Genomic DNA, 16577 nt, shown 5'->3' with positions numbered 1-16577 from the left:
CTTGTCCACCAAAAACTCTTCCCCAAGGTGCTTGATAATTTTCACCTTCAAATATGGTATCATCTATTCTATTTAGCGTTATCAACGCTATCAATTCTTTAATTGTCTTCATTTAAGAAAACTTATTTGGAACCTAAAAGTACAGTTTTAGTAACGAAACAAAAACTAAGATTTACCCAAAAATATTGAAGAACCGGCTCCAATTATTACCATAAAAAAAGCCAGCTCATTGCTGAACAGGCTTTTGTCGAGGTGGCAGTCCCGAAGCTTCGGGAGAACCTGCTCCAATTATTACCATAAAAAAAACCAGTTCATTTCTGAACTGGCTTTTGTCGGGGTGGCAGGATTCGAACCTGCGACCTCCGCGTCCCAAACGCGGCGCGATAACCGGGCTACGCTACACCCCGAAAATGAGTGTTTGCTATTTTAATAGCATACAATGAATAAACCGGTATTAATATTCATTGTTATTATTTCAACTGCCTACTCTCGCAGATAATTGCGGAGAGACAGGGATTCGAACCCTGGGTACCCTTTTGGGGTACGACGATTTAGCAAACCGCTCCTTTCGGCCACTCAGGCACCTCTCCTATTTCTTTTAAAGAACTTAAGCAATTCCCTATCGGGAAAATGCGGTTGCAAATGTACATTTTTTCAATTATTAAAACACAATAATTAATGTATTTTTTTTACTATTTTCATAATTAGCTGCACACCAGAGAATCCCAACTATTATGTGCCAAAATAATCTGCTATATTTTTACCTATTCTGGATATTCTACGCGTAAATGATAAATATTAGTTAGCTTTTGTTTCATTACTTTTTTCACACTAGCAATCTCTCTAAACGTAATATTCGCATTAACGAACTGCCCCGCCGCCATTTGGCCATCAATAATCTTATCCACAAACTGGTCTATTATTAAAAAAGTAGGATTTTTAAGGCTTTTAGAAGCAGCTTCTACAGAGTCGGCCATCATCAATATGGCTGTTTCTTTCGAAAAGGGCAACGGCCCAGGATAACTAAAGTCTTCAATATTTACATTTTCCTCAACTGCTTGCTGCTTTTTATAAAAATAATATACCGTAGTGGAACCATGGTGCGAACGAATAAAATCAATAACACGATCTGGTAAGTTATTTTTTCGCGCTATTTCTATTCCATTAATAACATGATCAATTATTATTTTTGCACTTTCTTTGGATGAAACCTCATCGTGTGGATTTACATTTGTAATCTGATTTTCAGTAAAGAAAGTAGGATTTTCCATTTTACCGATATCATGATACAAAGCCCCTACCCTAACTAACATTGCATTGGCACCAATTTCATTAGCAGCGGCCTCCGCCAAATTTGATACTTGCATAGAATGATGGAACGTGCCGGGCGCTTTATTTGACAATTCTTTTAAAAGTGAAGAATTAGTATCGGAGAGCTCTAAAAGGGAAACATCAGATACTAAACCAAAGATTTTCTCATATATGTAAATCAATGGTTGCACAAATAATGTTATCATCCCGTTTAATAGAAATAAGCCCAAAGCAAACCATTCTATATTTTTAAGATTACCCTCGTGTATGGTATGGAATGCCAAATAACCCACCATATAAATTAAGGTTATTTGTCCTACTGAAATAAACAAATTCGCTCGCTTATATAATTGAGATACGGTTAGTATGGTAATAATACCTGCTATAATCTGCAAGAAGATATATTCATAACTATTAGGCACCACAAAACCCAAAATTAATACAGCCAACACATGAACAAAAAGTGCTAATCGCGCATCAAAAAATGTTTTAATAATTAAAGGTAAAATGCAAAGTGGTACTACAAAAATATAAGCTTCATTATACTTCACCACTAACGTAGTAATGAATACCATTAAGGCCATATTAAAGAAGATGAATGTTACTTTAGTATTGTTCTCAAAAATTTCAATACGGTACTTTTTTAGAAAAAGAAAAAGCATCATCAATACTAAAGCTACTAATACGGTATAACCACTAATGATGTAATAAAAATTATTATTTGCCCAAAGTTCTGAAGCAAATTCCCCTTTTAAAGAATTTAAAACATTTAAATTTTCGGCCTCAACTACTTCGCCTCTAGCTATTATTAAATCGCCTTCAGAAACTGTACCTCTGGTATGAGAAATTTTAGACAATTCACTCTCTAATGCTTTTTGTGTTAAGTCTTTATCAAAAGAAACATTAGGTTTAACCAAGCCTGAAAATAACTCTTTATAGCTCGAAGAAAACGAACTTAACCCTCTACCTTTTAAAAACGCATCTATTGAACTATCTAAATAACCTATACTTCTTAGCTTATTATACTCTATCCTTGTTGCCTCTTGATTCTTAACAAGATAAATATCTTTAAAAACACTACCCTTAGCTTTAGTACGAACTACACCAAATTCATATAAGTTATTAAGTATATCGTTAGCAGCTTCTTTTAATGTTACTAGTTGACGCGAATTATATTTTTCTGAAGAAAAAATGATTGGAAAACGTTTATCGAATGTTGCACTAACATCATCAAAAACTTGTAAGTCGCATTTATAATAATCAAGTTTTTCGTCTTGAATTTGATTTTTCTCGTTTAATACGTCCGACTCACTTTTATTTATAGAGAAATCAAAAGGCGCATATAAGTTTTCATATTGCCAAGTTTTCCCTTTTTGAAATTCATATTTAAACTGTCCCCCTTTCGGAAAAAAGAAAACTATGAAGCATACCGTAACTATATACAATATGGTTTTATAAATATGGGATTGATTTTTAAAAATCTTGTCCAAAAAATTTCGCATGAGGAAGGTATCTTCTATCAAAAATAGAAAATAAATAGCTTAACAATTCTATAATCCACCTGTTTTACCATCTATTTCCATGAATGTAAACGACAAGATTGGTCTATTATTTCTTATTTTCGCAGTTCATTTAGATGTAATAAAATGAATGAAGTAGTTATAGTATCCGCAGTACGAACTCCAATAGGTAGCTTTATGGGGCAACTCTCAACTATCCCTGCTCCCAAGTTAGGAGCTATTGCAATTAAAGGGGCTTTAGAGCGCATAAATTTAGATGCAAATTTAGTTGAAGAAGTACTTATGGGAAATGTAGTTCAAGCAGGAACGGGCCAAGCTCCTGCCCGACAGGCTGCAATTTTTGCTGGGTTACCAAATACGGTTCCGGCGACTACTATTAACAAAGTTTGTGCATCGGGAATGAAGGCTGTAATGCAGGCTGCCCAATCAATCGCTTTAGGAGATACATCAATAGTCGTTGCTGGCGGAATGGAGAACATGAGTTTAATTCCACATTATGCACAGCTACGCACAGGTCAAAAGTTTGGCCCTTCCACTTTAATTGATGGTATGCAACGTGATGGGCTGGTCGATGCCTATGACGAACACGCGATGGGTGTTTGTGCAGATGCATGTGCTGAAAAATACGAGTTTAGTCGTGCTGATCAAGATGCTTTTGCTGTACAATCTTATACCAGATCTGCCAAAGCTTGGGAAGCTGGTAATTTTAAGAATGAAGTTGTTCCAGTAGAAGTTCCACAGCGAAGAGGTGAACCTCTACTTGTATCTGAAGACGAAGAATTTAAAAATGTAAAATTGGAGAAAATTCCAAATTTACGTGCGGCCTTTACTAAAGACGGTACTGTTACTGCTGCTAATGCATCAACAATTAATGACGGTGCCGCAGCATTAGTATTAATGAGTGCTGATAAAGCAAAAGAATTAAATTTAAAACCAATAGCTACTATAAAAGGATATGCCGATGCTGCACATGAACCAGAATGGTTTACAACAGCTCCAGCAAAAGCATTACCAAAGGCCTTAGCCAAAGCTGGAAAACAAATCGAGGATGTAGATTATTTTGAATTTAATGAAGCTTTTTCTGTTGTAGGTTTAGCAAATATGAAAATATTAGGATTAAGTGACACCAATGTTAATGTAAACGGCGGTGCAGTTTCTTTGGGACACCCATTAGGATGTTCAGGTGCACGAATACTCGTTACCCTAATCAATGTTTTAGAACAGAAAAATGCCAATCTAGGAGCTGCAGCAATTTGCAATGGCGGCGGCGGTGCTTCTGCCATAATAATAGAAAGAAATTAATCTACTCTAAGTAACGCATGCAATACGGCATTTGTCATCTCTCTATTATTCCTGTTCGCTTGGCTACCAATGAAGCCTCGGAAATGATTACCCAATTAATTTATGGCGAACATTATAAAATATTAGAACAACGAAAACATTGGAGCAAAGTTCGTTTGGCATTTGACCGCACTGAAGGTTGGGTTGCAAACATTCAAATTAAAGAGATTGAGAAAGAATCCTACGACTTATTAGATACCGATAAAAACCCATCACACGCCTCGCAATTGGTTTCTTACTTGGAAGGAAAAAACAACCAATTCACACCAATTCTGTTAGGGTCTACTATTCCCAAAATAGATGTATTAGGGCATTCATTAGAAGGTGAAATAATTACTACTGAAGAAAGCCGTGGTAAAAGTAATCTCGTTAATACAGCACTTTACTATTTGAATAGCCCCTCACTATCCGGAGGAAGAACACCTTTTGGAATAGACAATGCAGGCTTCTCTCAAATAGTATATAAAATGAATGGAATTGCACTAAAACGAACTGCTGATCAACAAGCACTACAGGGCGATTCACTAAGTTTTATTGAGGAAAGTGAACCAGGTGATTTGGCATTTTTTGATGATTCGGATGGTAAAATAAATCATGTTGGCATTATAATGCGCGACAATTATGTTATACATGTTAATGGCAAAGTTAAAGTTGACCGTATTGACCACACCGGAATCTTTGATAATGAAATTCGGAATTACACTCACAAGTTAAGGGTCATAAAAAAAATTCAATAATAAAAAATAGGCATAAAAAAACCTCCTGCGAACACAGGAGGTTTTTTGTAAAATTAATTAGGTTCGAAAATTACTCCCCTAATAATTTTTTAATGCGCATAAAGTTTTCATTGTCACCCATTGCACCGTAGATATTTTTCAACTGCTCTAACAATCCTTGATTATCAGGACTGCTTTTTAAAGCATCTTCAAGAACTTTGGCTCCTTCACCAAAAAGCTCATCTTTTTGAGCTTTTAATTCATCGTATCTCGCGATATCACTTCTAGAGTTTCCTAAAGAATTCATTTCATCAATTAAACCATTACCTTCATTAACATAAGTAGTAGATAAGTTTAATTGAGCATTTGTATAATCAGGATTAATTTCTAAAGCTTTTCTATAAGCAGTACGAGCATCTTCAATATTACCTTGCTCCATATTAATAACACCTATATTATATTGTAAGTCAGCATTTTCAGGAGCTACAGATGCAGCTTCAGCCATAAGTTCTTTAAACCTATCTTTATCACCCATTTTATAATAAAGGTTAGCTTCATTTAAAATAAGGTTTACATCTTTTGGGTCATTTGCTCTTGCCGCTTTATAAGCTTCAATTGCTTTTTCATCTTGACCAAGTTGCGTATAAATTAATGCAGTATTTTTAACAATTTCAGCAGATTTAGAAGGTAATTTTTCATCAATCGGATCTTTGTAAGTACCAGATTTAACCATCAAATCTCTTTGAGTTTTATCCATTTCTTCAACCTGTCCTGAAGCAATATTAGTAGCCTTATAAACTAATCCACCTCCATCATAACCCAAATCTTGTAACTCATTGTAGTATTTAAGCGCCTGCTCATATTCTTGTCCGTTTACAGCACTACCCGCTGCAAAATAAAGATATGAAGTATCTCTTGGGCTAAGCGTATAGCTCATGTACAACTTTTCAGCAGCTTCTTTAAATTTCTTATTACCGTTATCTTCAACAGCAGAGTTTACTAAATCAGCTGTAATAGAAGACATATACTGATCAGTTTCACCAACATATTTTTTTCCTGCTGGCATTTCTTTTACCGCTTTAAAAGCATCAATTGCTTTTTGAAAAGCAGTAGCATCACCTTTCTTAGCTAGGTCGGCATAAGTTTTACCAGTTAAGAATTGATATTGCGCTTGATACTTTTCATCAGCTCCAGAGATAGAACCTGCTATACTCTCCAATGCAGATTTTGCTGCTTGAGAATCACCGCCTTTTAAAGCTTTATCAGCAGCCTTTAACTCAGATTTTTGAGCCAAACCGACCATTGTAAAAGACATAGCCGCAAGTATTAAAATTTTTGTTTTCATCATCGTTATATTAAATAGTTATTTAGTGTTTAAAATTATTCTTCCGAATCGTCTGTTGGGGTATTATCAATAGCCGTGCCATCTTCAGTTTGAACCTCTATATCCATAATATCGGCTACTTCTTCGATATTATCTTCGTCCTTCATCACTTTAGCTACAGCAGCAATTGAATCGTTCCCTTTTATATTAATTAGTTTTACTCCTTGTGTTGCTCTACCCATTACACGTAAATCTTCAACACTCATACGTATTGCAATTCCTGATTTATTTATAATCATTAAGTCATCGGAGTCACATACATTTTTAATCGCAACAAGACCGCCTGTTTTTTCTGTTATGGAAATAGTCTTAACTCCTTTTCCACCACGATTAGTTACGCGATAATCATCAATGCTAGATCTTTTTCCATAGCCATTTTCTGAAACAACTAATATTTCATCATCAAAATCATGAACAGAAACCATTCCAATTACTTCATCATTTTCATCTGCTAATCGAATACCTCTAACACCAGAAGCATTCCTCCCCATTGGTCTAGTCTTACTTTCTTCAAAGCGAATTGCTTTACCAGATTTTAATCCTAAGAAAATTTCACTAGTACCTGTTGTAAGTTTAGCTTCTAATAATTCATCACCATCACGAACACCAATAGCATTAATACCATTTTGTCGTGGTCTTGAATATTGCTCTAAAGAAGTTTTCTTAACCGTACCCTGTTTAGTCGCCATTATTACATAGTGACTATTTACGTATTCTTCATCTTTTAAATCTTGAGTACAGATAAAGGCTTTAACCATATCATCTTGCTCAATATTTATCAGATTCTGGATAGCTCTACCTTTTGAAGTTTTACTTCCTTCTGGAATTTCATAAACACGCATCCAGAAACATTTTCCTTTTTGGGTAAAGAACAACATGTATTGGTGGTTAGTACCCACGAATAAATGTTCTAAGAAATCTTCATTTCTTGTTGATGAAGCTTTTTGCCCTACTCCCCCTCTATTCTGAGTTTTATATTCAGAAACTGGAGTACGCTTAATATAACCAGCATGAGAAATAGTTATAACAACTTGCTCATCTGGTATCATATCTTCGATACTTAAATCGCCACCCGCAAAATTAATTTCTGAACGTCTTGCATCACCATACTTATCTTTAACCTCTAGCAATTCATCTTTAATGATTTGCATTCTGCGTTCTTTACGATCTAAAATATCTTTAAGGTCCGCAATAGTTTTCAAAATATCTTCGTATTCAGCACGTAACTTATCTTGCTCTAAACCTGTAAGTTGACGCAAACGCATTTCAACAATAGCCTTAGCTTGAATTTCGCTCAACTTAAAGCGTTCCATCAAATTCGCTCGCGCTTCATCTGCATTTGAAGATGCACGTATAATTTTTATTACCTCATCAATATTATCAGAAGCAATAATTAAACCTTCTAAGATATGTGCACGATCTTCAGCTTTCTTTAATTCGTAGGTTGTACGACGTACAACTACTTCGTGTCTGTGTTCAACAAAGTAGTGTATCATTTCTTTTACGTTCAATAATCTTGGTCTACCATTAACCAACGCTATATTATTGACACTAAAAGAAGATTGTAATGCAGTATATTTAAAAAGGGTATTTAAAACGATATTTGGAATTGCATCCCGTTTTAGAATATAAACGATACGCATTCCGTTTCTATCGGACTCATCGCGTATCGTTGAAATCCCATCAATTTTCTTTTCGTTAATTAGGTCGGCCGTCTTTTTAATCATGTCGGCCTTATTCACTTGATACGGAATTTCAGTAACTACAATACACTCTCGCCCTTGTACTTCTTCAATTTCTGCTTTGGCACGAATTTTTACGCGTCCTCTACCCGTATGGAAAGCTTCTTTTACACCATCGTATCCGTATATAGTTCCTCCTGTTGGAAAATCTGGAGCTTTAATATGGGTAATAATTTCATCTATCTCAATGTCATTATTATCGATATAAGCAACCGTGCCGTCAACAACTTCTGTTAGGTTATGCGGTGGCATATTCGTTGCCATACCAACTGCAATACCGGATGCACCATTAACCAATAGGTTTGGAACTCGAGTTGGTAATACGACAGGTTCTTGAAGCGAATCATCAAAATTTAATTGATGATCTACAGTATCCTTATCTATATCTGCTAACATATCGTCAGCAATCTTTCTCATTTTCGCTTCGGTATAACGCATTGCTGCAGGGCTATCACCATCTACAGACCCAAAGTTACCCTGTCCATCTACCAACATATAACGTAAACTCCATTCTTGAGCCATACGTACCATTGAATCATAAACCGATGTATCACCATGTGGGTGATACTTACCTAAAACCTCACCTACAATACGTGCCGATTTTTTGTGCGAACTATTCGAACGAACTCCTAGTTCATGCATGCCATAAAGTACCCTGCGATGCACAGGTTTTAAACCATCACGCACATCTGGCAGCGCACGTGACACAATGACTGACATCGAATAATCGATGTAAGCAGATTTCATTTCATCCTCAATATTGATCGAGATTAATTTTTCACCTTCCGCCATGCGTAATTCCTATATTTTTGTTAGTGTTAAAAATAGCATGCCAATTTACATAAAATAAGACCCTTCAGCGCATTTTATGATTACTTTATTCAACAATTTATTAACACTCAATTAAGGCTCAAATTCGCTCTATTTTCTCTAGTAATTTTGTTAAACGTTCCTTTTTTTGATGTTTTCGCCATACTTTTTGGAATATAGGTACAGTATTTGCGTTAGATAAACATAGTTTTACTAATTTTATCGATGAATAAGGTATAGCGTATGGACGATAATTTCTCACCCCGGGTTAAAGATGTAATAGCATATAGTAAAGAAGAGGCTCTAAGGCTAGGACATGATTTTATAGGAACCGAACATTTAATGTTAGGACTTTTGCGTGATGGCAATGGAAAAGCAATTAGTATTCTTGATGCTCTTGAGGTTGACCTTGACCACTTGCGTAGAAAAGTTGAAATATTGAGTCCATCAAATCCAAACCCTAGTAATACACAAAAAGATAAAAAGAATCTGCACTTAACAAGGCAGGCAGAACGTGCATTAAAAACGACTTTTTTAGAAGCAAAACTTTTTCAAAGCTCTTCAATAAATACAGCACATCTTTTATTATGTATTCTTAGGAATGAAAATGATCCAACAACAAAATTATTACACAAGCTGAAAGTTGATTACGACGGTGTAAAAGAACAATTTAAATTTATGATTACAAGTGACGATGATATTGTAGATGCACCTACTGCAGAATCATTCCCTAGTGAGAATGATGAGCCCAATGAGAGCAAAGAAGGTTCTTTTGGTTCGTCATCAAGTCCGAAAGGAAATAAAAAATCGAAAACTCCTGTACTAGATAACTTCGGTAGAGACCTTACACGTATGGCCGATGAAAACAAACTAGATCCAGTTGTAGGTAGAGAAAAAGAAATTGAGCGTGTATCTCAAATATTAAGTAGAAGAAAAAAGAACAATCCGCTTTTAATAGGTGAACCTGGTGTTGGTAAAAGTGCCATCGCAGAAGGATTAGCTTTGCGAATTATCAATAAAAAAGTTTCGCGAATTCTTTACAACAAAAGAGTTGTTACTTTAGATTTAGCATCATTAGTTGCTGGCACAAAATATCGTGGCCAATTTGAAGAAAGAATGAAAGCGGTTATGAATGAACTTGAAAAGAATGACGATGTCATTTTATTCATTGATGAAATTCATACTATTGTAGGTGCTGGTGGCGCGACTGGGAGTTTAGATGCTTCCAATATGTTTAAGCCTGCTTTAGCTAGAGGCGAAATTCAATGTATTGGTGCTACTACATTAGACGAATACCGTCAGTATATCGAAAAAGATGGTGCATTAGAACGTCGTTTTCAAAAGGTAATCGTTGAACCTACTTCTGTAGATGAGACTATAGAAATACTTCAAAACATAAAAGGCAAATACGAAGAACACCACAATGTATCTTATACAGATGAGGCTATTGTTGCTTGCGTAAAGTTGACAAATAGATATATGACCGACCGGTTTTTACCAGACAAGGCTATTGATGCTTTGGATGAAGCGGGTTCTCGTGTACATATTGTTAATATGGATGTTCCAAAACAAATTCTAGATTTTGAAAAACAATTAGAAGATGTTCGTGAGCTTAAAAATAGCGTAGTAAAAAAGCAGAAATATGAAGAAGCTGCTAAACTACGTGATGACGAAAAAAGAATAGAAAAAGATTTGGCCGCTGCGCAAGCACAATGGGAAGAAGATAGCAAATTGCATAAAGAAACGGTTTCAGAAGACAATGTTGCCGATGTAGTTTCAATGATGAGCGGTATTCCTGTTAATAGAATTGCACAAACAGAAAGCAATAAATTAGCCGAATTGCCTGAACTTATTAAATCTAATGTTATTGGACAAGATGAGGCCGTTGCTAAAGTTGCTAAAGCTATACAGCGAAATAGAGCTGGACTTAAAGATCCAAACAAGCCTATTGGTTCGTTTATCTTTTTAGGACAAACAGGTGTTGGTAAAACACAATTGGCTAAAGTATTGGCTAAAGAAATGTTTGATTCTGAAGATGCTCTTATCCGAATTGATATGAGTGAATACATGGAAAAATTCGCTATTTCAAGATTAGTGGGTGCACCTCCAGGATACGTTGGTTATGAAGAAGGTGGTCAACTTACAGAGAAAGTTCGTAGAAAACCATATTCAGTAATCTTATTAGATGAAGTTGAAAAAGCGCATCCAGATGTGTTTAATATGTTATTACAAGTATTAGACGATGGGTACCTTACAGATAGTCTTGGAAGAAAAATAGATTTTAGAAATTCTATTATTATCATGACCTCTAATATTGGCGCACGCCAATTGAAGGATTTCGGACAAGGAGTTGGTTTCGGTACTGCCGCCAAAAAATCACAAGAAGAATCACATCAGAAAAGTGTTATTGAAAATGCACTAAAAAAAGCCTTCGCTCCTGAATTCTTAAATAGAATTGACGATGTAATTGTATTCAATGCCTTAGAACGTGAAGATATTCATAAGATTATTGATATTGAATTACGTAAATTATTTGCTAGAATTAAAGACATCGGTTATGATTTAAACTTAACTGATGAAGCTAAAGATTATATCGCCGATAAAGGTTTTGATAAACAATATGGTGCTCGACCACTTAAAAGAGCTATTCAAAAGTATATTGAAGATGCATTGGCGGAAGAAATTGTTAATTCTAAATTAGAAGAAGGCGATAGCATTTTTATGGATCTTGATAAGAAGAAAGAAGAACTTACGATAAAAATAAAGAAAGCTAGAAAGTCTTCGGAGACTGAGAAAGAGTAATCTTAACGTAGGAAATTAATTATAAGAGGGTTGTAAAACAACCCTCTTTTTTTATGCGTAAAAATTAAAACGTAAGAATAGCATGGAGTGAAAACATTAATAAAAGACAGGATAAACGATATTTTCGCCTTTTATCTAAAAATTTTCTAATTACTTCCCCATAGGTCTACTTTCGTCTCAGGACACTACAGAAAATGAAATAATGAATTTGGATCGACCTAAAAAAACCGTAATTGTACAAGAGTATCGTCTCGACACGGCCTTGGTACAAGTATTTGAAAATTACATGGTAGTCACCTTTGATGAGGGAGCTACTTTAACCTTAGAAAGAGCCTATCAAATAATTGGTATTTCAGAAATACATTTTAGAGATAGGAATTTCGGGTATATAAGTTTACGAAGAAATCCGTTTGCCGTGGACCCAACCGTGTACAGCTATTTAAGACAACTTGAAAATTTGAAGGCTTTCGCCATAGTATCAATTAAAGAAATTGATATGCACAACTTCAAAATTGAAAAGATGTTTTATAAAAAACCAATGAAATTTTTCATTGAATACGACAATGCCTTAGCTTGGGTAAAACAACGCGTAAGGCTTAAATAATATTTAAGTTGTGAATGGCGAATTATGACAAGCCCTTTTGTTTTGAAACAAAAGGGCTTTTTAATTTAATAGTATAAATCAATCAACCTAACCTTCATCCTCATCACCTTCTACAGGCTGATTAATGTGGGGTTGTTCAGGCATTTTAAACATGTCTAATAAAGCATCACCTAAATACTCAACTATTTTTCCAGCAGTTAATGCCAAATACCCTCTATCTTCAGCACCGATATCTCCAGCACTTCCATGTAAAAAGACGCCAAAAACAGCTGCTCTTAATGGTGCATAACCTTGAGCAACAAATGCAGTAATTACTCCGGTTAAAACATCACCACTACCTGCAGTGGCCATTCCAGGGTTGCCTGTAGTATTTATATACCCTTTTTCTTTATATATAGTAATTGTATGCGCACCCTTTAGTACCAAAATACAATCGTATTTTTTTGAAAACTCTTTAGCTTTCGCTAGTTTATCAAAATCATCTTCCCAAGCACCTATAAGTCGCTCTAATTCTTTATCATGCGGAGTTAAAATAGATTGCGGAGGTAATTTTTTCAATAATGCTTTATTCGTTGATAAAAGATTTATGGCATCTGCATCTATAACCAATGAAATAGTATTATCCTTTAATAAATCAGTAAAAGCCTTTTTGGTTTTTGGGTCTTGTCCCATTCCCGTGCCAATACCAATTACTGTGGGGGTAATATCGTAATCAATCTTCGAAATAACTTTTTCTTCAGTATCAGTCAACACCATTGCTTCAGGAACGGCAGTCTGCATAGGAATATAGCCACAATTGGGAACCATAGCAGTTAACAAACCTGTTCCTGACTGCAAACATGCATTTGCAGTTAAAATCATGGCGCCAATTTTACCATGGGTACCTCCTATTAGTAATGAATGTCCGTATGAACCTTTATGGGAATATTTTTTTCTAGGAATATACCAAGCCAAAAGTTCGTGCTTGGTAATTAATTCGTAATCGGTTTCTGTAGTGGTCAAAAATTCTTGATCTAGACCTATATCTAAAACTTGCCAATTTTCCACATATGGTGCGTTTTCTGGTAAAAAGAAAATAAGCTTAGGAGCTTGAAAACTCAAAACAAAATTGGAACGGATTATTCCTTCACCGCTTTCGGCTATGCTATTCATAAAAAGACCCGAAGGCAAATCTACAGCAACAATAAAAGCTTCAGAATGATTGAGGTATTCAATTAAATTCTTAACCCAACGGTCTGGCTCTCTGTTTAAACCTATTCCGAAAATTGCATCAACTATAATATCATCTACCCCTATTTTTGGAAATGGCGTATTACCATCTAAAAAATTAGGCCATAATTTTCGTTCTTTTAACCGTTCTAAATTGATAAGGAAATCTTTAGAGCGTTTATCACTATAATTAACAACATTTACTTCAATATTGTAGCCGTGATCTAGCAAATGCCTTGCTAATGCAATACCATCGCCACCGTTATTTCCTATGCCACAAAACAAGTGAATCTTAACTGGAGCCCCTTGCATACGCATATGAAACCAGTTAAAAATTTGCATCGCTGCCCTTTCCATAAGGTCATCGCTCTTAATTCCGTGTTTTTCAATTGTGAATTTATCAGCCTTATATATCTGATCTGCAGAGAAAATCCTCATTCTTTAAAAGTATTTATCAATTTTTGCGGATTCTGTAAAAAAATACAAGCATCGTTTGTTAGGGATGTTAAATGTACTACTTTTGATACATTATCAGAAGTATGGAACGCAACAAGTCTAACATAGGAACTCTTTTTTTCCAACTAACAAATGGTGGCACGTGCACATCTACTATCACCCCTTTGGGGTAAACTGCAATATTTTCTCGTCCGTACATATTTATTCATACATTTTTTCATTTTAACTTTTATAGCATGAAAGTTCTCAAATTCGGAGGCTCATCAGTAGCTAACGCAAAAAACATAGCACAGGTAAAACAAATCGTTTCTAAAAATGATAGCGATAAAATAGCAGTTGTATTATCAGCATTTGGTGGGGTAACCGACCTTTTATTGCAAGCTGCTGAAAAAGCTTCGTTACAAGATTCCACATATACGAGTTTGGTTAAAGAAATTGAGACCCGTCATTTAAACGGAATCAAAGAGTTACTACCTATACATGCTCAAAGTGCGGTACTTAGTAAAGTTAAATCCGATATAAACAATTTAGAAAGCCTTTTAGAGGGCGCATTTTCTATTGGCGAATTAACACCTAAACTTTCAGATAAAATTGTAAGTCATGGTGAACTTTTATCCTCTTATATTATTGCTCAATATTTTTCTACAGAAGGATTAGATGTTGCATTTAAAGATACCAGGGAACTAATTAAAACGAATGAACAATTTGGTGGTGCCGTTGTAGATTTTGATACAACCTATAAAAATTGTTACGACTTTTTTAAAGCAGCAACAAATCAAATTACTGTTTTTGGCGGTTTTATAGCATCATCTGAAAATGGTGATACCACAACATTAGGTCGAGGTGGTTCTGATTTTTCAGCTGCAATTATTGCGGCTGCAACCAATGCTGAAATTTTAGAAATATGGACAGATGTTAGTGGTATGTATACGGCTAACCCCAGTATAGTAAAACAAGCAAAAGCAATTCCTGAACTCTCATATGAAGAAGCGATGGAACTTTCACATTTTGGGGCATCGGTTTTATATCCGCCAACAATTCAACCTGTATTATCTAGAAACGTTCCCATTTTAATAAAGAACACTTTCGAGCCCGAAACTCCTGGCACATTAATTAACAAAGGAAAATCTGAGAATAAAAAAGTAGTTAGCGGCATAAGCTCCGTTGTAAATGTTGGTCTTTTATCTTTAGAAGGCCCCGGTATGGTTGGCATACCAGGTATTTCTGCGCGTTTTTTCGATGAACTTTCTAGAGCAGAAGTAAATGTAATACTAATTACTCAAGCTTCTTCTGAGCATTCTATTTGTATTGGTGTTTCAGAAAAAGATGTTGCTAAAGCGGTGCAAAAAATAAATACTGCCTTTGCTTTCGAAATAACACAAGGAAAAATAAATCCGGTTAAAGCTGAAACTGGTTTGGCAATCATTGCGCTTATTGGTGATCAAATGAAAAGTCACCAAGGTTTAAGTGGTAAAATGTTTAGTACGCTAGGTAAAAACAATGTGAATATTAGAGCTATTGCACAAGGTGCTTCTGAGCGCAATATTTCTGCTGTTATTAAATCTGAAGATGTAAAAAAAGCATTAAACGCTTTACATGAAGAATTTTTTGAAGAGAATGTGAAACAATTAAACTTATTTGTAATGGGTGTTGGTAATGTTGGCTCTAAATTCTTAGATCAAGTAAAACAACAGCGCAAATATTTAAAAGAAAACCTAAAACTTAATATCCGTGTAATTGGAATTTCAAATTCAAGAACAATGGTATTTGAAGAAGGAGGAATTCACTTAAAAAATTGGGAGGCAATATTAGCTGCTGGTCAAAAAGCAGACAAAGCTAATTTTTACGAAACAGTTCAAAAACTAAATTATCGAAACAGTATATTGGTGGATAATACGGCGAGTGCTGAAGTTGCCTCTACTTATGGCTCTTATTTAGGCAATAGTATATCGGTAGTAACCTGCAACAAAATAGCATGCTCATCAACATATGAAAACTATCGTAATCTTAAAGATTTAGCAAGAATATATAATGCTCCATTTTTGTTTGAAACCAATGTTGGTGCCGGTTTACCAATTATAGACACATTAAAACATTTGATTGCTTCAGGTGATAAAGTTCTAAAGATACAGGCCGTATTATCAGGTAGTTTAAATTTTGTCTTCAATAATTTTAATGACAAAACTACTTTTCATGATGTAGTTAAAGAAGCGCAAGAAGAGGGCTATACAGAGCCTGACCCTAAAATTGACTTGAGCGGAATAGATGTAATGCGTAAGATTCTTATTTTGGCACGTGAAAGTGGAAATCAATTAGAAATAGAAGATATTCAGAATAAATCGTTCTTACCAGAAGAAAGTTTAGCGACTACAAACAACGAAGACTTTTTTGCATCACTTGTAAAATATGAAGCCGATTTTCAGCAGATGTATAAGGCTGCAAGTGAGAAAGACAGTAAGCTCAAATATGTTGCACAATATGAGAATGGTGTAGCAAGCGTTGGATTGCAAGAAATTGAAAAAGGACACGATTTTTATAATTTAGAAGGTAGTGATAACATTGTATTGTTTTATACAGAACGATATCCAAATCAACCTATGATTATAAAAGGAGCCGGTGCCGGTGCAGATGTGACAGCATCGGGTATATTTGCAGATATTATTAGAATTGGAAACTTTTAAC

At 35.1% G+C, this 16577-nt stretch carries 9 protein-coding genes and 2 tRNA genes; 5 read left to right on the top strand and 6 right to left on the bottom strand.

Annotated features, from left to right (window positions below; translation table 11 throughout):
- Nucleotides 1-332: 332 nt before the first annotated feature.
- The 3 genes from ABJF52_RS14910 to ABJF52_RS14900 all read right to left on the bottom strand — a co-directional run bounded on the left by ABJF52_RS14910 (nt 333) and on the right by ABJF52_RS14900 (nt 2813).
- Nucleotides 333-407: transfer RNA gene (locus ABJF52_RS14910), tRNA-Pro, on the bottom strand.
- 95 nt (nt 408-502) lie between these two features.
- A tRNA-Ser gene (locus ABJF52_RS14905) sits at nt 503-590 on the bottom strand.
- 174 nt (nt 591-764) lie between these two features.
- Nucleotides 765-2813 carry an HDIG domain-containing metalloprotein gene (locus ABJF52_RS14900; RefSeq protein ID WP_348151921.1) on the bottom strand — a complete coding sequence of 683 codons (2049 nt, stop codon included), beginning with the start codon at nt 2811-2813 and terminating at the stop codon, nt 765-767.
- A gap of 144 nt (nt 2814-2957) precedes the next feature.
- Between ABJF52_RS14900 and ABJF52_RS14895 the strand changes: the two genes are divergently transcribed.
- Both ABJF52_RS14895 and ABJF52_RS14890 read left to right on the top strand, forming a co-directional pair.
- Nucleotides 2958-4133 carry an acetyl-CoA C-acyltransferase gene (locus ABJF52_RS14895; RefSeq protein WP_348151919.1) on the top strand — a complete coding sequence of 392 codons (1176 nt, stop codon included), beginning with the start codon at nt 2958-2960 and terminating at the stop codon, nt 4131-4133.
- Between the two features lie 17 nt (nt 4134-4150).
- Entirely contained in the window at nt 4151-4909 is a 759-nt protein-coding gene (locus ABJF52_RS14890) for an NlpC/P60 family protein (protein WP_348151916.1), read from the top strand.
- Nucleotides 4910-4979: 70 nt separating this feature from the next.
- On the opposite strand, the gene ABJF52_RS14885 is transcribed toward ABJF52_RS14890, so the two are convergent.
- Nucleotides 4980-6233 (bottom strand): tetratricopeptide repeat protein, encoded by a 1254-nt coding sequence (locus ABJF52_RS14885; protein ID WP_348151913.1) that lies wholly within the window; start codon nt 6231-6233, stop codon nt 4980-4982.
- 35 nt (nt 6234-6268) lie between these two features.
- Nucleotides 6269-8806 carry a DNA gyrase subunit A gene (gene gyrA, locus ABJF52_RS14880; RefSeq protein WP_348151910.1) on the bottom strand — a complete coding sequence of 846 codons (2538 nt, stop codon included), beginning with the start codon at nt 8804-8806 and terminating at the stop codon, nt 6269-6271.
- 261 nt (nt 8807-9067) lie between these two features.
- Between gyrA and ABJF52_RS14875 the strand changes: the two genes are divergently transcribed.
- On the top strand, nt 9068-11626 hold the full coding sequence (locus ABJF52_RS14875) for an ATP-dependent Clp protease ATP-binding subunit (protein ID WP_348151907.1): 2559 nt from the start codon (nt 9068-9070) through the stop codon (nt 11624-11626).
- A 202-nt stretch (nt 11627-11828) separates the two neighbouring features.
- Nucleotides 11829-12230 (top strand): STAS/SEC14 domain-containing protein, encoded by a 402-nt coding sequence (locus tag ABJF52_RS14870; protein WP_348151906.1) that lies wholly within the window; start codon nt 11829-11831, stop codon nt 12228-12230.
- A gap of 87 nt (nt 12231-12317) precedes the next feature.
- Here the strand turns inward: ABJF52_RS14870 and ABJF52_RS14865 are convergent, their stop codons facing one another.
- A complete protein-coding gene (locus ABJF52_RS14865; protein WP_348151903.1) occupies nt 12318-13877 on the bottom strand; it encodes an NAD(P)H-hydrate dehydratase in 1560 nt (519 codons plus the stop codon).
- A gap of 254 nt (nt 13878-14131) precedes the next feature.
- On the opposite strand from ABJF52_RS14865, the gene thrA reads away from it, so the two are divergent.
- Entirely contained in the window at nt 14132-16576 is a 2445-nt protein-coding gene (gene thrA, locus ABJF52_RS14860; RefSeq protein WP_348151900.1) for a bifunctional aspartate kinase/homoserine dehydrogenase I, read from the top strand.
- The last annotated feature ends 1 nt before the right edge of the window (nt 16577 follow it).

It is taken from the genome of Aurantibacter sp. (assembly GCF_039941195.1).
In the GTDB taxonomy this organism is placed as follows: Bacteria; Bacteroidota; Bacteroidia; order Flavobacteriales; family Flavobacteriaceae; genus Aurantibacter_A.
Note: the sequence above shows the minus strand (reverse complement) of the source record. Positions and strands in the feature narration are given on the sequence as shown.